The sequence below is a fragment of the Porphyrobacter sp. MBR-155 genome, from assembly GCF_040547625.1.
Classification (GTDB): domain Bacteria; phylum Pseudomonadota; class Alphaproteobacteria; order Sphingomonadales; family Sphingomonadaceae; genus Erythrobacter.
The window spans coordinates 1-16,332 of the sequence record NZ_JBEPQB010000003.1; the positions used below are offsets into that span (position 1 = coordinate 1).

General features: G+C 63.6%; 18 protein-coding genes. 14 read left to right on the forward strand and 4 right to left on the reverse strand.

Annotated features, from left to right (window positions below):
• Positions 1-210: 210 nt before the first annotated feature.
• Positions 211-1,281, reverse strand: a complete 1,071-nt coding sequence (locus ABIE62_RS03465) for an isoaspartyl peptidase/L-asparaginase family protein (protein ID WP_354323604.1) — start codon at positions 1,279-1,281, stop codon at positions 211-213.
• 75 nt (positions 1,282-1,356) lie between these two features.
• Between ABIE62_RS03465 and ABIE62_RS03470 the strand changes: the two genes are divergently transcribed.
• The 8 genes from ABIE62_RS03470 (at position 1,357) to ABIE62_RS03505 (ending at position 7,543) form a co-directional block, all read left to right on the forward strand.
• A complete protein-coding gene (locus ABIE62_RS03470; protein WP_354323605.1) occupies positions 1,357-1,869 on the forward strand; it encodes a GNAT family N-acetyltransferase in 513 nt (170 codons plus the stop codon).
• A gap of 16 nt (positions 1,870-1,885) precedes the next feature.
• Positions 1,886-2,836: an SDR family NAD(P)-dependent oxidoreductase gene (locus ABIE62_RS03475; RefSeq protein ID WP_354323606.1), complete on the forward strand. Its 951-nt coding sequence runs from the start codon at positions 1,886-1,888 to the stop codon at positions 2,834-2,836.
• Positions 2,837-2,877: 41 nt separating this feature from the next.
• Complete coding sequence (gene ispG / locus ABIE62_RS03480; RefSeq protein ID WP_354323608.1) at positions 2,878-4,035, forward strand: flavodoxin-dependent (E)-4-hydroxy-3-methylbut-2-enyl-diphosphate synthase; 1,158 nt, start codon at positions 2,878-2,880, stop codon at positions 4,033-4,035.
• A complete protein-coding gene (locus tag ABIE62_RS03485; protein WP_354323610.1) occupies positions 4,032-4,547 on the forward strand; it encodes a thioredoxin family protein in 516 nt (171 codons plus the stop codon). The genes ispG and ABIE62_RS03485 overlap by 4 nt, the downstream gene beginning before the upstream one ends.
• A 51-nt stretch (positions 4,548-4,598) precedes the next feature.
• The gene (locus ABIE62_RS03490) at positions 4,599-4,955 is read left to right on the forward strand and encodes a hypothetical protein (protein ID WP_354323612.1); all 357 of its coding nucleotides are present in this window, start codon (positions 4,599-4,601) and stop codon (positions 4,953-4,955) included.
• Positions 4,956-5,174: 219 nt separating this feature from the next.
• Positions 5,175-5,720, forward strand: a complete 546-nt coding sequence (locus ABIE62_RS03495) for a manganese efflux pump MntP (protein WP_354323614.1) — start codon at positions 5,175-5,177, stop codon at positions 5,718-5,720.
• A gap of 156 nt (positions 5,721-5,876) precedes the next feature.
• Positions 5,877-6,806, forward strand: coding sequence for a histone deacetylase family protein (locus tag ABIE62_RS03500; RefSeq protein ID WP_354323616.1), 930 nt, complete (start codon positions 5,877-5,879; stop codon positions 6,804-6,806).
• 62 nt (positions 6,807-6,868) lie between these two features.
• On the forward strand, positions 6,869-7,543 hold the full coding sequence (locus ABIE62_RS03505) for a murein L,D-transpeptidase catalytic domain-containing protein (RefSeq protein ID WP_354324085.1): 675 nt from the start codon (positions 6,869-6,871) through the stop codon (positions 7,541-7,543).
• 9 nt (positions 7,544-7,552) lie between these two features.
• Here the strand turns inward: ABIE62_RS03505 and ABIE62_RS03510 are convergent, their stop codons facing one another.
• Positions 7,553-8,956, reverse strand: a complete 1,404-nt coding sequence (locus ABIE62_RS03510; RefSeq protein WP_354323617.1) for a L,D-transpeptidase family protein — start codon at positions 8,954-8,956, stop codon at positions 7,553-7,555.
• A 116-nt stretch (positions 8,957-9,072) separates the two neighbouring features.
• Between ABIE62_RS03510 and ABIE62_RS03515 the strand changes: the two genes are divergently transcribed.
• From ABIE62_RS03515 to ABIE62_RS03540, 6 genes are all read left to right on the forward strand, one after another.
• Positions 9,073-10,035, forward strand: coding sequence for a DMT family transporter (locus ABIE62_RS03515; protein WP_354323618.1), 963 nt, complete (start codon positions 9,073-9,075; stop codon positions 10,033-10,035).
• Between the two features lie 129 nt (positions 10,036-10,164).
• A complete protein-coding gene (gene acnA, locus ABIE62_RS03520; protein WP_354323619.1) occupies positions 10,165-12,837 on the forward strand; it encodes an aconitate hydratase AcnA in 2,673 nt (890 codons plus the stop codon).
• Positions 12,838-12,844: 7 nt separating this feature from the next.
• Entirely contained in the window at positions 12,845-13,324 is a 480-nt protein-coding gene (locus tag ABIE62_RS03525; protein WP_354323620.1) for a rhodanese-like domain-containing protein, read from the forward strand.
• Between the two features lie 296 nt (positions 13,325-13,620).
• On the forward strand, positions 13,621-14,169 hold the full coding sequence (locus ABIE62_RS03530; protein ID WP_354323621.1) for a hypothetical protein: 549 nt from the start codon (positions 13,621-13,623) through the stop codon (positions 14,167-14,169).
• A 24-nt stretch (positions 14,170-14,193) separates the two neighbouring features.
• Positions 14,194-14,418 (forward strand): hypothetical protein, encoded by a 225-nt coding sequence (locus ABIE62_RS03535; protein ID WP_354323623.1) that lies wholly within the window; start codon positions 14,194-14,196, stop codon positions 14,416-14,418.
• Between the two features lie 285 nt (positions 14,419-14,703).
• Positions 14,704-14,943, forward strand: coding sequence for a hypothetical protein (locus ABIE62_RS03540; protein WP_354323625.1), 240 nt, complete (start codon positions 14,704-14,706; stop codon positions 14,941-14,943).
• A gap of 106 nt (positions 14,944-15,049) precedes the next feature.
• Here ABIE62_RS03540 and ruvB read toward each other — a convergent pair whose 3' ends face one another.
• Positions 15,050-16,093 (reverse strand): Holliday junction branch migration DNA helicase RuvB, encoded by a 1,044-nt coding sequence (gene ruvB / locus ABIE62_RS03545; protein WP_354323627.1) that lies wholly within the window; start codon positions 16,091-16,093, stop codon positions 15,050-15,052.
• Positions 16,090-16,278 carry a hypothetical protein gene (locus ABIE62_RS03550; RefSeq protein WP_354323629.1) on the reverse strand — a complete coding sequence of 63 codons (189 nt, stop codon included), beginning with the start codon at positions 16,276-16,278 and terminating at the stop codon, positions 16,090-16,092. Before ABIE62_RS03550 ends, ruvB begins: the two co-directional genes overlap by 4 nt.
• Between the last annotated feature and the right edge of the window lie 54 nt (positions 16,279-16,332).

A 16,332-nucleotide genomic window follows, 5' to 3' on the forward strand; every position in this document is an offset into this window, starting at 1 on the left:
GGGGGGGGGGGGTGGCTTTTTTTTATATTTTTCGCCCCCCCCGCTTCGGGGGGGTGGGGGGGGGTTGTTTTTTTTTTTTGCGCCCCCCCCCCCCGGGGGGGGGGGGGGGGGGGGGGGGGGGGGGGGGCACCACGTCAGTGGACACAAGCGAAGCCTGCGGCCTCGCTCCCCTCCCCCAACCCCTCCCACAAGGGGAGGGGAGTAAAGGGGTCAATGATCCGGCGTGGCCGAAGCCTGCTCCTCGCCCCCGAAAATCGCCACTTCGTTCTCCCCATCGCTGGTCGCGCGACCGCGATACATCCCGCTGGTGTTGAAGCTGAAGATCGCATGGCCCTCGGGCGTGACGAGGATCACCCCGCCGTCGCCACCCAAGTCTTTAACGTCGGCCATAACTTCATCGGCAACGGTCTGTGCATAATTCTTGATCGTGATGGGATCCCACGGGTGAAGCCGAAATTCTAGCGCGGGAATGGTGTATCGAAGCCGCGCGCAAATCTCGTGCGCCACGCCCACCCGCAGGAAATACTCCCCCCAGCCCGTCGCCGACACCGCACAGCTGCGATTATCCGCATAGGTCCCCGCGCCGATCACCGGCGCATCGCCCACCCGGCCCCAGCGCTTGCCGGTCATCCCGCCGGTCGAGGTGCCCGCCGCAAGGTTGCCATGCTGGTCAAGCGCCACCGCGCCGACCGTGCCGAACTTGTGATCGACATCCAGCGCCGAAAGCTGCTGCGCCTTCATCCGCTCCAGCGCCTCGGCCCTCGCAGGCGTAGCGAAATATTCGGGCGGGGTTACGGCAAAGCCCTGTTCCGCCGCAAAAGCTTCCGCGCCTGCACCCATCAACATCACGTGCGGGCTGGCGGTGCGCACGCTGTCAGCCAGCAGGATCGGGTTCTTGACCGTCTTGACCCCCGCCACCGCCCCGGCGCTGCGGTCACGCCCGTCCATGATCGAGGAATCGAGTTCGTTCGTCCCTTCCCAAGTGAACACCGCGCCCTTGCCCGCATTGAACAGCGGCGAATCTTCCATCGGGATGATCGCGGCCTTCACCGCGTCCATCGCGCTGCCGCCTTCGGCCAGCACCTTGGCTCCGGCATCGAGCGCGACCTGTAACGCGGCCTCGTATTCGGCGCGCCTTTCCGGCGTCATCGCATCGCGGTTCAGCGTGCCTGCCCCGCCGTGGATGGCAATCGACCATTTGGGTTCGGGCGGCGGCGTATCCTGAGCCAGAGCGGCGGCGGGCAGCAGGGCGAGTGCGATGAGCGCGATGAGGTTCTTCATAGCCGCGATGTCTAACGCGGCCCGCTGCGTTTCGCCAGCTTAACAACGCACGCCCGCAGCGCTAGGGCGCTTCCCATGATCCTGCGCCCCGCCACCATCGCCGATGCCCCCGCGCTTGCCGCGCTGGGGGCCGAAACCTTCACCGCCGCCTTCGCGCATCTCTACACCGCAGCAGACCTCGCCGCGTTCCTTGCCGAGGTGCACGATCCCGCTGCCGTGGCGCAGGAAATCGCGGGCGAGGAATGCGCCCACTGCCTTGCCGAAGTGAACGGCAAGCTGGTCGCCTATTGCAAGCTGCGCTACCCCAGCCACTATGCCGCCCATTCCGCCGCGACAAACCCGATTGAGCTCAGCCAGCTTTATGCGCTGCCGCAGCACACCGGCACCGGGGTCGGGGCACAGCTGATGGAATGGGCGCTGGATCAGGCCCGCGCGGGCGGTCATGATGCGGTGCTGCTATCGGTCTATTCCGAAAATTACGGCGCGCAGCGGTTCTATCAACGCTATGGCTTTGCCAAGATCGCCGATATCACCTTCCGCGTCGGCACGCAGCTGGACGCGGAATTCCTCTACCAATTGAAACTATAAGCGCAGGAGAGAGCAGATGAGCACATTCGGCAAAGACAGCACCACGGATGAGGTGTTGGCGGGCAAGGACATGGCCGGGCTGACGGTGTTCATCACCGGTGCCAATTCGGGGCTGGGTCAGGAAACCGCGCGGGCGATGGCGGCGTGCGGCGCGCGCATCATCATGGCCGGGCGGGATCAGGCCAAGCTGGATGAAGCCGCAGCAGCGATCCGGGCGCAGCACCCTGATGCCAGCATTGACACCATCATCTGCGATCTCGGCAACCTCGCCAGCATCCGCGCCTGCGGGGACGAGGCCCGCAAACGCTTCACCGCGATCGACTTGCTGATCAACAATGCAGGCGTAATGGCCTGCCCGCTGATGCACACCGCCGATGGGTTCGAAATGCAGTTCGGCACCAACCATCTGGGCCATTTCGCGCTGACCGCAGAACTGCTGCCTTTGATCGAGGCAGGCAATGCCAAACGCATCGTCAACCTCTCCAGCCGCGGCCATCACTTTGCCCCGGTTGATCTTGACGACCCCAATTTCACCGAACGGCCCTATGATCCGTGGCAAAGCTATGGTCATTCGAAGACCGCGAACATCCTGTTTACCGTCGGGCTGGAGGCGCGCTTTGCCGCCAAGGGCATCCACGCCTATGCAGTGCATCCCGGCGGCATCCGAACCAATCTGGGCCGCCACATGACCGAGGAAATGACCGCCGCGCTGATCGAGCGCGTGACCAAAAGCGATAGCGGCTTTGCGTGGAAGACCATTCCGCAAGGCGCCGCAACCAGCTGCTGGGCCGCGACCGCGCTTGAACTGGAAGGCACCGGCGGGGTCTATTGCGAAGATTGCCATGTGGCCCCCGTGGACAACCAATCATCCGAAGGCGGCGTGCGTTCCTATGCGCTTGATCCGGCAGCGGCTGAACGGTTGTGGACGCTCAGCGAACAGCTGACCGGGGCGCAGTATCCCGCCTAGGGTCATTGCTCCGTCATGCAGGCACCGCTATAGGCGGGCGCATGTCTTCCATTCGGCCCTGGCGCACAATCGAACGGCGCAAATCGCGTCAGATCATGGTGGGGAATGTCCCCGTGGGCGGCGATGCGCCGATCACGGTGCAGACCATGACCAACACCCCGACCGAGGATGTGAAGGCGACAATCGACCAGATTCGTCGGTGTGAGGACGTGGGCGCGGACATTATCCGCGTATCCTGCCCGACCGAAGAATCGACCCGCGATTTCAAGCAGATCACCCGCGCCGCGCGCATTCCGATCGTGGCCGATATCCATTTTCACTACAAGCGCGCCTTGGAAGCCGCCGATGCGGGCGCGGCGTGCCTGCGGATCAATCCCGGCAATATCGGATCAGCCCAGCGCGTCGCCGAAGTCGTGCGCGCGGCCAAGGCCAATGGCTGCGCGATCCGCATCGGGGTGAACGCAGGCAGCCTGGAAAAAGACCTGCTCGAAAAATATGGTGAGCCCTGCCCCGAAGCGCTGATCGAAAGCGCACTCGATCACATCAAACTGTTGCAGGATCACGATTTTCACGAATTCAAGGTCGCGGTGAAGGCCAGCGACATCTTCCTTGCGGTGGCGGCCTATCACGGGCTGGCCGAAACCGTCGATTGCCCGCTGCACCTTGGTATTACCGAAGCGGGCGGGCTGATCGGCGGCACGGTCAAATCCTCGATCGGTATGGGCAGCCTGCTGTGGGCCGGGATCGGCGATACCATCCGCGTCAGCCTGTCGGCGGAACCGGAGCAGGAAATCAAGGTCGGGTTCGAAATGCTCAAATCGCTCGGCCTGCGCACCCGCGGCGTGCGCGTCGTCTCGTGCCCCTCATGCTCGCGGCAGGGGTTCGACGTGATCCGCACCGTGGAAGCGCTCGAAGCGCGGCTAGACCACATCAAGACCCCGATGAGCCTGTCGATCCTTGGCTGCGTGGTCAATGGCCCCGGCGAAGCGCGCGAAACCGATATCGGCCTGACCGGCGGCGGCGCGGGCAAGCACATGGTGTATCTGCGCGGCGTGACCGATCACACGGTCGAAAGCGAGGATATGCTCGATCACATCGTCCGCTTGGTCGAGGCCAAGGCGGCCGAGATCGAGGCAGGCGAAGCAACCGCGTTCGATCCCCACGCAGCGCCTGCGCAAACGGCGGAAGCGGCGGAGTGATCAAACCGATTGTGTCAGGCCTGATCGCGGGATTGCTGGTAATCGGTGGTTCAGCGATTGCAGGCAGCATCGTGTCGGCCGCCGGCGACCATCCCGAAGCGAGCGCCTATGCCGTGTCCCCCGATGCGATGGGCGATGTCGACGCCGCGCTCACCCGCGCCGCTGCGGCAGACAGGCGGGTGCTGTTGGTGATGGGCGCGAACTGGTGCCACGATAGCCGCGCGCTGGCCGGATGGCTCGGCACCCCGCGCTTTGCCGCGCTGGTGGCGGCGCATTACGAGTTGGTGTTCGTCAATGTCGGGATGCCGCAATCGGGTGATGGGCATAATCTGGATATTGCGCAGCGGTTCGGCCTTGCCGATTTCCCCGGCACGCCCGCGCTGCTGGTGCTGACCGCCGATGGCAATCTGGTCAATGTCGACACCGCGACCAGCTGGCGCAACGCCGCCAGCCGCAGCGAGGACGCGATTTACGCGGAACTCGCTTCTCTGGCTAAGGCCACACCAGATTGACAGATGCCTGCTTCTCCGTAGTTTGAACCAAGGGGTGTCAAGGAGAAAGGTATGGTAAATCTATCGAAGATGGCATTGGGTGCCGGGTTGCTGATCGCGCTGTCAGCTTGCGGTTCCGGCGTCGACAAGGCGAAGGCGGAAATGACAGCGAGCTGCGTGAGCTCGGGCAACGGGAATTTGACCGAAGAAGAGTGCGCTTGCATCACCGATGAGGCCTTCGCTTCGCTTGATGCCGACGAGCAGGAACTGATGGGTGCCATCTCCTCTACCGAGCAAGGTCTGAGCGATGCCGAAGTCGCAGCCAGCGTAGGATTGGAAGTCAGTGAGTTGCGCACGCGGCTTGGCACGGTGATGAGAAAAATTTCGCAAAACAGCTTTTCCAGCGCAAGGAATTGCATATATCGATGAAGCGCATTTGATGCAAAGCGCATCGCGGTAATTGCTCCGGCGTGAAATTAAGAATGTAGGATCGGCCGCCGATCTCGCGATAGTTGCGCCTGCACGTTTTCGGTGCCGTGCCGATCAACTCAAACTTTCCAGCCAGCCGCAGCGAGGATGCGATTTCCGCAGAACTCGCTGCTCTGGCTAAGGCCCGCGCCCCGCAGGTGCCATAATCAGGACACAGCCGTGATCGAAGCCCTGTTTCTTGCACTCGCGCTGGCGATGGATGCCTTTGCCGTCGCGCTGACGCAGGGGGCGCGGTTTCGGCCCGACGCGCGCGGCGGCCTCGCCATCGCGCTCACCTTTGGCCTGTTCCAGGGCGTCATGCCGCTGATCGGTTGGGGGATCGGCGCGTTTGCCATGGCTCATGTCGCGGCGGTCGATCACTGGATCGCCTTTGGGTTGCTGACCTTCCTCGGGGTGCGGATGCTGGGCGGGCACGTGGGTGAGGAGGAAGCATCGCACAGGCTGACAGGCCGGGCGCTGCTGGTCGCAGGGGTCGCCACCAGCATTGATGCGCTCGCCGCCGGGATTACCCTACCAACGCTGGATGTCGCGCCGCTGACGGCCGCCGCGCTAATCGGTATCGTCACCTTTGCGCTGAGCGCGGCGGGGGTCATACTGGGCCGGATCGCAGGGAATCGCTGGGGCACATGGGCCGAACGGGCGGGCGGGGTAATCCTGATCGCGCTGGGGGCGACGATTCTGGCCGAACATACGGGCTGGCTATGAGACTGTCCTACAGCCAATGATGGTGGCATGATTGCCTGCATGAACGCCCGTTTTCGCCCCTTCGCCCCTGCCATTGCCGTTGATCTGGCAGGCCCGGGTTTTCTGCTTCTGGACAGTGTCACATGTGTCTCCAACAGGCGGGCGGGACGGGTCTGAATGCTCCACGTCGTCCACCACGCCGATTACATGGCTCCGCGCCCCGAACGCGGGTCTTTCCGCTTCGACAAATACTACCTCGTGATGGAGGAATTGCGCGCCAGCGGAGCCCCGATCACCGAACACGCGCCAGAGCCTTGCCCGCGCGCATGGCTCGAAGCGGTGCATTGCCCCGCCTATGTCGATCAGGTGTTTCGCGCTGATGTTCCGCGCGACAAAGAACGCCGGATCGGCTTTCCGGTAACACCCGCTATCGCCAGCCGCGTGCGCCATACCAATGGCGGCACATGGCTAGCCGCGCAGCTCGCCATGAGTCACGGTTATGCCGCCAATTCAGCGGCAGGCAGCCATCATGCCTTGCATGATACCGGCGCGGGTTATTGCGTGTTCAACGATCTGGCAGTGGCCGCCAACCGCCTGATTGCCGAGGGCGATGCGGCGCGCGTTCTGATCGTCGATCTGGACGTGCATCAGGGCGATGGCACCGCCAGCCTGACCGCCGGGCGCGAGGATATCTTCACCCTCTCGCTCCACGCGGAAAAGAATTTTCCTGTGCGAAAGGCACGCTCCAGCCGCGATGTGTCCTTGCCCGATGGGGTGGATGATGATGGCTATATGGCGGCGCTGGCCCGTCACCTGCCCGAGGTGATGGCCGGTTTCGCGCCCGATTTCGTGTTCTATCAGGCGGGGGTTGATCCCCACGCGGAAGACAAGCTGGGCAGGCTCGCGCTGACTGACGCGGGGCTGGCGGCGCGTGATCGTTTCGTGATCGCAGAGGCGCGCCGCCGGGGCCTCGCCATCGCATCGGCGCTGGGAGGCGGATATGGCGATGATCCGCGCATAGTCGCCGCGCGCCACGCCGCCTCGATGCTGGTGATGGCGCAGGAAAACGCTGGATACGCAGCGCTTCCCCTACGAAGCGAGGCATAGCTGCGATGAACCGTGTTTTGCCTTATTGGGAACGCAAGCCCGGCGGGTTACTTTATAGGGTAATGAACCGGCGCGATCTTCTCAAAGGCTCTCTGATTGCGGGGGCGACACTGGCGCTGCCGATGCGCGCCTTTGCGGCGGTATCACCCGGCACCCCGCGTGATCGCATTCTGTTCGACATTGCCAAGCGCGAACTGGCGCGCGCGGGCGATGCGATCTGGAAACGCGATATTGTCGGCATTGCCGATTACGGGCTGCATTCGGCCAAGCCGCGGTTCCACTTCGTCAACTTCAACCGGGGTGAGGTGCAATCCTACCACGTCAGCCACGGTCAGGGTTCCGACCGGCAGCATGACGGCTGGCTCAAGCAATTCTCCAATACCGAAGGTTCCAACGCCACCAGCCGGGGGGCTTACGTGACGTGGGAATGGTACAAGGGCCGCTATGGCACATCAGTGCGGCTGGGCGGGCTGGATGAAAGCAACGACGCCGCGCTGCGCCGCTATATCGTGATGCACCGCGCCGATTATGCCGAAGCCTCGCATCTTGAGAAATATGGCCGCCTCGGGCGCTCCAACGGGTGTTTCGCGATGGGTGAGGAACAGTTCCGCATCGCTTTGATGCACCTGTCGGGCGGGCGGCTGCTGTTTGCCGACAGCCTTGGGCTGGAAGAAGACGGCAGCATCCAGCCGCTGCCCGAACTGGCGATGATCGAGCGCGCGCCGCTCAACCTGTAGCGCGACAGCCTAACTATCGCGCAGGTTATCCTCGATGACGATCACCTCGTCGACCGGCACGTAAGTGCGTTCGCGCACGCGCGGCTTGTCAAGGCTGGCGAGCACCGGGGCGTCGCGGCCGTAGATGTCCTTGAAGGTCGCCATCTCGCCGTTGATGTCCGATGCCATGGTGAAATAGGTGATGTACGCGGGCCACTGCTTTTCCATCATCACCTTGGTGTATTTGCCCGAGGATGAGATCGCCACCGCTTCGTCCTTGGTCGCGCCCTTGCCCAGAATTGCCATCGTCATCGCCAGTTCCAGCGCACGTTCGGTACGGATGCAGCCGTGGCTCAATGCGCGGTTATCATTGGCGAACAGGTGGCGCGACGGAGTGTCGTGGAAGAAAATCGCCTGCGCATTGGGCATTTCCAGCTTCATCAGCCCCAACGAATTGCCCGGCCCCGGCTGCTGCACCACGCTGATATAGCCATTGGCCCCGCGCGTGCCGACATAACCGTTGCGCTTCGCCCATTCGGGGTTGGCGAGAACTTTGGCGCCCAGCCCTTCGCCCTTGACGATCGATTGCGGCACCGTCCAGGTCGGGTTGAACACGATGCCTTCGATCGTTTCAGCCAATTGTGGGGTGGCGGTGCGCCCCGGCTTGCCAACGATGGTGCGATAGGTGCTGATGATCTTGTCCTTGACCGTCAGCCGCAATTGAAACTCGGGCACATTGGTGATCAGATATTGCGGCCCGAGATCGCGCGCCAGCCAGCGCCAGCGGTCCATATTGGCGCGGATCAGCTTGCGTTTGGCAATGTCGGTTTCGGGCGTCTTAGCCAGTTCGTCGCGCAGCCGCGCATAATCGGGGTGCGTCGGGGCGAGTTTTGCCAGCGTGCCTGCAATATCGCCGGTCGCAAGCGCTTGGGCGAGGATATCGCCGGTGCGCAATGTCTCACGGTCGGGATCGATCACGAACCACTGTTCGCGCGCCTCCATCGGGGTGCGCCCATCGCGCAAATCCTCAACCAGCCAGACAAAGCTTTGCGAGGCGATCTGGTTCAATTCATCCGACGGGCCGGAGGCAAGCGCAACCTTGAGCGGTTGGAGATCGTAATCCGCCGGATCGAGGCCTTCTGCACCGATACCTTCGATCACCGCCACCAATCGCGCGACCTGCGCGATGCTCCACGCCTGCACCAGCGGCGCAGGTGCCTCCATTCCGGGCTGCACCATCGGCTGCGAGACTGTCGGGAAAGCCTGATCAAAGGCGTCACGCGGTTTGGGCAGTTGCGCGGGCTGGGGGCCGCCCTGCACTTCGGGCTTGGGCAGCATTTGGGCACGCACCGCGCCGCTATCCTGCCCCAGCGCCGCTGTTGCCACCAGCGCCGCGATTGCGACACCGCCTGCAAATCTTTTCGCGAACCTCATCACTATCCTGCCTTTTCGCCCCATGCCGCCATTATTCACCGCGACCATGTGTCCGCTGCAATCATACGCCGCGCGGACACCCCCTATCAACCACCTTGGCTTTCGCAGCGATTAATGTGCACAGCCACTGGCGCCAGCGCCGCGCGCGCGTGACGTTGCTGGACGAACGGCTTATCGCATCCGCCATGCCCATCACTGCCCGCCCCCTGCTGCCCTTTGCCGCCGCGCTGGCGGGCGTGGGGTTCCTGTCTTTGATGGATGCCTTCATGAAAGAGGCAGCGCTGATGATCGGGGCCTATACCGCCACCGTGCTGCGCGCCGGGATTGGCGCGGCGATCATCGCGCCGATCTGGCTGGCGCGCGGGCCTGCCTGGCCAAACCGGGCGGTGTTGAAGCTGCACCTGACGCGCGGCGTTATATCGGCCTTCATGGCGCTGACCTTCTTCTTCGCGCTCACCCGCCTGCCGCTGGCCGAGGCGATTGCGCTGAGTTTTATGGCGCCGTTGCTGGCCCTCTATCTCGCCCACGTATTGCTGGGCGAAGCAATCAGCCGCGCAGCCATCGGTGCCAGTCTGCTGGGCTTTGCCGGGACGCTGGTAATCATCGGCGGGCGGATCGGGCAGGGGAAATTCGATGAAGGCGCCGCATTGGGCATTGCTTCGCTGTTCGTCTCGGCACTGCTTTACGCCTACAATTTCATTGTCATCCGGCGGCAGGCGCAGGTTGCCGGGCCGATTGAGATTACTACGTTTCACAGTGGGATCGGCGGATTGGTGCTGCTCACCCTCGCCCCGCTGCTGTGGACACCGCCTGCGCGGGAGGCGTTGGTGCCGCTGCTGGCGGCAGGCGCGTTGACCGTGGCGGGATCGCTGGCGATTGCCTGGGCCTACGCCCGCGCCGAAGCAAGCGCGCTGGTACCGACCGAATATTCGGGCTTTGTCTGGGCAACCTTGTTCGGCTGGCTGTTTTTCCGCGAAGCGGTAACTGTGCCGACACTGGCGGGAACCGCGCTGATCATCGCGGGCTGCTGGCTGGCGACACGCAGACCCGCTGCAATTACCTCAAAAACACCCGCTTAAGACCATTCTCCAAGGCCAATCCGACCTTGGCCCCCTTGACCTCGCGCGCGCGAAAGCGCAGGTGCGCCTCGTAAAACCGCGCCCTTGCTGGATCGGGGGCGGGCCAATCGAAAAGGATGGAATCCCCCCATGACCGCAATCGGCCAGGACACGTTCAAAACCCGTCAGACCCTTAATGTCGGCGGCAAGGAATACGCCTATTACTCGCTCGCGAAAGCCGCCGAGCAGTTGGGCGACGTATCGCGCCTGCCGATTTCGATGAAGGTATTGCTGGAAAACCTGCTGCGCTTTGAAGACGGCGGGTTCACCGTGGGGCGCGAACATATTCAGGCGATTGTCGATTGGCAGGACAACCCCACCACGGGTGAGGAAATCCAGTATCGCCCGGCGCGCGTGCTGTTGCAGGATTTCACCGGGGTGCCCTGCGTGGTCGATCTGGCCGCGATGCGCGATGCGATCAAGAAACTGGGCGGCGATACTGCCAAGATCAACCCGCTGGTGCCGGTCAATCTGGTGATCGACCACTCGGTAATGGTCGATGAATTCGGCCATCCCAAGGCGATGGAAGCGAACATGGCGCTCGAATATGAGCGTAATGCCGAACGCTATGACTTCCTCAAGTGGGGTTCCAAAAGCTTTGAAAACTTCTCCGCCGTGCCGCCGGGAACGGGCATCTGCCATCAGGTGAACCTGGAAAACATCGCGCAGGCGGTGTGGTCATCGCAAGGCCCCGACGGGGTAATGGTCGCCTATCCCGACACCTGCGTCGGAACGGACAGCCACACCACCATGATCAACGGATTGGGCGTGCTCGGCTGGGGCGTCGGCGGGATCGAGGCTGAGGCCGCGATGCTCGGTCAGCCGATTTCGATGCTGATCCCCGAAGTGGTCGGCTTTTACCTTGAAGGCCGCATGGCCGAAGGCGTGACCGCCACCGATCTGGTGCTGACCTGCGTGCAGATGCTGCGCGAAGTCGGCGTGGTGGGGCGTTTCGTTGAGTTCTACGGCCCCGGTGTGGCCAATCTGACGCTGGCCGACCGCGCCACCATCGCCAATATGGCACCCGAATATGGCGCGACCTGCGGGTTCTTCGGCATTGATGACAAGACCATCGACTACCTGCGCCTGACCGGTCGCAGCGAAGAAAACATCGCTCTGGTCGAAGCCTATGCACGCGCGCAGGGGATGTGGTTTGATCCCGCCAATGTGCCGGTGTTCTCCAAGACGCTGAGCCTCGACATGGCGGCGGTCGTCCCCAGCCTTGCCGGCCCCAAGCGCCCGCAGGACAAGGTGATCCTGCAAGAGGTGGATGAACTGTTCAACGGCGATCTCAGCAAGGTTTACGGCAAAAGCGGCCCCGCGCGCGTGGCGGTAGAAGGCAAGGATCACGACATCGGCGATGGCGACGTGGTGATCGCCGCGATTACCAGTTGCACCAACACCTCCAACCCCGACGTGCTGATCGCCGCCGGGTTGGTCGCCAAGAAGGCGAATGAGCGCGGGTTGAAGCCCAAGCCGTGGGTCAAGACCTCGCTGGCACCGGGATCGCAGGTGGTGACCGATTACCTGGTGAAATCGGGCCTTCAGGAACACCTTGATGCGATCGGGTTCGATCTGGTCGGCTATGGCTGCACCACCTGCATCGGCAATTCCGGCCCGCTGGCAGCCCCGATCAGCGCCGCGATCAACGGCAATGACATTGTTGCCGCAAGCGTATTGTCGGGCAACCGCAACTTCGAAGGTCGGGTCAGCCCGGATGTGCGCGCCAACTTCCTCGCCTCGCCGCCGCTGGTGGTGGCCTACGCGCTCAAGGGCACCGTGACCGAGGACATCACCACCACCCCGATCGGGCAGGACCAGAACGGCAACGACGTGATGCTGGCCGATCTGTGGCCGACCAACGCCGAAATTGCCGAGCACCGCGCCGCCAATATCGACCGGTCAATGTTCGTCAGCCGCTACGCCAACGTCTATGACGGTGATGAACACTGGCAGGCGATCACGGTTGAACCGTCGGATACCTACCAATGGCGCGCTGGCAGCACCTACGTCGCCAACCCACCCTATTTTGACGGGATGACGATGACCCCGCCGCCGCTGACCGACATCGTCGATGCCAAGCCGCTGGCGGTGCTGGGCGATTCGGTCACCACCGATCACATTTCGCCCGCCGGTTCGATCAAGGAAGATAGCCCGGCTGGCTCCTACCTCAAAGCGAACCAGGTCGCGAAAAAGGACTTCAACTCCTATGGTTCGCGGCGCGGCAACCACGAAGTGATGATGCGCGGCACCTTTGCCAATATCCGCATCAAGAACGAAATGGTGCCAGGCGTTGAAGGCGGGTTTTCGACCTACAATGGCGAAACCATGCCGATTTACGACGCGGCGATGCGCCACAAGGAAGACGGCACCCCGCTGGTGGTGATCGGCGGCAAGGAATACGGGACAGGCTCCAGCCGCGACTGGGCGGCGAAGGGCACGATCCTGCTGGGCGTGCGGATGGTGATTGTTGAAAGCTTTGAACGCATCCACCGTTCCAACCTGGTCGGCATGGGCGTGCTGCCCTTGCAGTTCAAGGATGGTGACACCCGCGAAACGCTCTGCCTGACGGCGGACGACACCTTCTCGATTCGCGGCCTGGCTGATCTGACACCGGGGCAGGACGTCACGGTTGACGTCACCCGCGCCGATGGCAGCACCTTCAGCTTCGCGGCGCTGTGCCGGATCGATACCGCCAACGAAATGGAATATTACCGCCACGGCGGGATTCTCCATTACGTCTTGCGCAAACTTGCGGCATGATGCGGGGATGATGACTGCCTTTCGCGCCTTGCGTCTGATCCCCGTTGTGCCGATTGCCTTGGGTTTGGCGGCCTGCGGGGCGAGCGATCGCGATGATTCGTCCTCGGCCCCGCTTGGCGTGGAACTGGCGATGGCGGCGGATGCAGAGGCGGGCGCTATCGCCGCCCCTGCGGCATTGATCGACCTCTCACCCGCAGAGCTTGCCGCGCGGATGGCGGCGGGCAATGTCCGGTTGATCGATGTGCGCACCGATGCCGAAGTGGCCGAAGGCGCGATCCCCGGCGCGGAACACATCGCGCTTGATCGGTTTGACCCGGCCAAGCTTGATCTGTCGGATGGGCGTGAGGTTGTGCTCTATTGCCGTTCAGGCCGCCGATCAGCGATTGCGGGTGAGCGGCTGGCTGATGCAACCGGCAAGCCGGTGGAACACCTCGCCGGAGGAATCATCGCCTGGGACGAAGCGCAGCAGCCGATCGCGCCGCGTTAATTCCCCCACCATCGGATAAGAAAAGGGCGGCTCCCCCCGGTGCCGCCCTTCTCGCTCGCCGTGCAAGCGTGAACGCGTTTTCGACTTTATACCAGCGCGCTGAGATGCTGACGCATCACGCATTGGAAATGCTCAAGCGCCGCACGGGCTTAACCAAAGCCCGATGAGTCAGCCCCATCGCGCTTTGGTATCAGGCGGTCGGCGTGCCCGTTAACTTGCGGCGGCCTAGGATCGCGGCGGCGGCAAGGCCGAACAGGATCATCATCGGCGGCGCGGGAACTTCGTGACCGCCCGAGGTGCTGCCGCTGCTCGACGATGATGACGAGGAAGAACTGCTGCTCGACGACGAGCTCGAACCCGACGACCCACTGCTGCCTGACGATCCGCTGGTGCTGCTCGACGAGGAGGACGACGAGGATGTGCTGCTGCTGGTGCTGCTAGTCAGATCGCCCGAGGTGCTACCGCCGCTGGTGGCGCCCCCCGATGAGCTCGACGAGGACGACGAAGAGGAACTCGACGACGAAGATGACGACGACGAACTCGAAACTGCGCCAGTCGAAGAACTGACATTGCCCGAAGAGCTGGAAACATTGCCCGAACTGCTAGATACATTGCCAGACGAGCTTGAGACGTTGCCTGAGGAACTGGAGACCGCCCCGGTCGAACTCGACACGCCGCCAGTGGAGCTGGAAACCGCGCCGGTGGAACTCGACACAGCCCCGGTCGACGAAGAGACGTTGCCCGAACTCGACACCGCGCCGGTCGACGAAGACACATCGCCCGACGACGAAACCGCCCCGGTGCTGCTCGACACCGTCCCGGTTGAGGTCGAGGTCGAAACCTGACCCGTCGATGAGCTGATCTGTCCGGTGGACGAGGTGGTGGAACTGCTGATCTGGCCCGAGGACGAAGTGGTCGAAGTCGAATTGTCGACGTCGACATTGACCACAACCCCGCTGCTGCCTTCACCGCCGCCGCTGGTGCTGGTGGTGGTTGAAACCGACACATCGCCCGATGACGACCCGCCGCCGCCGAAGAGCCCGCCAAAGAAGCCGCCACCGAAGCCGCCGCCAAAGCCCAACCCGCCGCCGTAACCGCCAAAACCGCCAACCGGGCCGCCGCCACCCGAAATCGGCGGAAGCGGGGGCAGCGGGGCCGGCATATAGGCGACCTGCGCAATCGGCGGGCATTCATTGGGATCGAAATAGGCCTCAACCGCGCCAGCAGGCACGCTCGGCGCGCCAACCGCGCCGGGGGAGACCGGCTGGCATTCAACCGTGCGTTCGACAATCCGGCGGCGGCGCTGTTCGGGCGGCGGCAAATCGCGGGTCCGCGTCTTGATGTAACGCGCGCCGGTTTGCGGATCGACCGCGATCAGCTTGCCATCAATTTCCGAGCTGAACTCCGGCGCGTCGGTGTTCATCGGCTCGGCCACGCGCACCGCGCCGCCCTGCAACAATGCAACACCCGCAGCAGCAGCAGAAAGCTTTGCGATGGCCAGTTTGAGCGACATAGTCGTTAACCCTGTTTGCCTGTGGCGGGGAATGCGGACCATCCGCACCTCCCCCGAAACCAACCTGCTTTTGAGGTCAGAAACCGCCACCGGGCAACCGGCTTAACCATGCCAAGGCCCACCAACGCCCCGGATTTGGCCCGGTTCTGCGGGATTTCGGGCGCGCTGTCCCGAACTGGCACCGAAAACAGGCGGCTGGTTAGCGGCCTGCGTTAACCATCTTCGTCGAACAGCCCGCTTTGCTGCGGTGCGGACGAATCAACGGGCCGCGCCAGTTCCAGATGCGCCCAGCCATCATCATTCAGCATCCGCCCGCGCGCGGTGCGGGCGATCAGGCCGAGCTGGATGAGGTAGGGTTCGACCACCTCCTCGACCGTGTCGCGCGGTTCGGCGAGGCCCGCCGCGAGCGTTTCGATCCCCACCGGGCCACCTTTGTACGTGGTCGCGATCATGGTGAGGTAGCGCCGGTCCATCGCATCAAGGCCGAGCCGGTCGATCTCCAGCCGGGTCAGCGCCTCGTCGGCGACATGGCGGGTGACAGAGGCCGCGCCCGCAACATCGGCAAAATCACGCACCCGGCGCAGCAGGCGTCCGGCCACACGCGGGGTGCCGCGTGAACGCCGCGCAATTTCGTGCGCGCCATCGGGCTGGATCGCGAGGCCAAGCAACCCGGCGGCGCGGGTGACGACGCGCTCCAATTCTTCATGGCTGTAGAAATTAAGCCTTACCGGGATGCCGAAACGATCGCGCAGCGGCGTGGTCAGCAAGCCCTGCCGTGTCGTGGCTCCGATCAGGGTGAAGGGCGGCAGGTCGATCCGAACAGAGCGCGCCGATGGCCCCTCGCCAATGATCAGATCAAGCGCGCGGTCCTCCATCGCCGGGTAGAGCACTTCCTCAACCACGGGGGAGAGGCGGTGAATCTCGTCGATGAACAGCACGTCATGCGGTTCAAGATTGGTGAGCAGCGCGGCGAGATCGCCCGCCTTGGCGATTACCGGGCCGCTGGTGGCGCGGAAACCCACGCCCAACTCGCCCGCGATGATCTGCGCCAGCGTGGTCTTGCCCAGACCCGGCGGGCCAAAGAACAAGGTATGATCCATCGCCTCCCCCCGCGCGCGCGCGGCAGCGATGAACACCGCAAGGTTGCCCTTGGCGGCCTCCTGCCCGACGAATTCGGCGAGCCGCTTGGGCCGCAACGCAGCGTCAGGGTCGCCCGGCTGGCGGGCGGGGGTGTGGAGGGGGGTGGGGTCAGTCATTCATACCTGCACGTATTGCGCTCGTAATCCCATGCGCCGCCCCGGTCGAGGCAATCATCAATATCAAGCCAGCCCTCTGCCCAGCAACCGCTCGCAAATCCGGACAGAAACGCGATACTGACCAGTGCGATGACGAGACTGCGGCGCATCACAACAAGCTCGCCATCGCGCGATTGCGCTGCCACCGCGATGATGGCGGGATGGACCCTGAAACGAGTTCAGGGTGACGAGGGATGGGG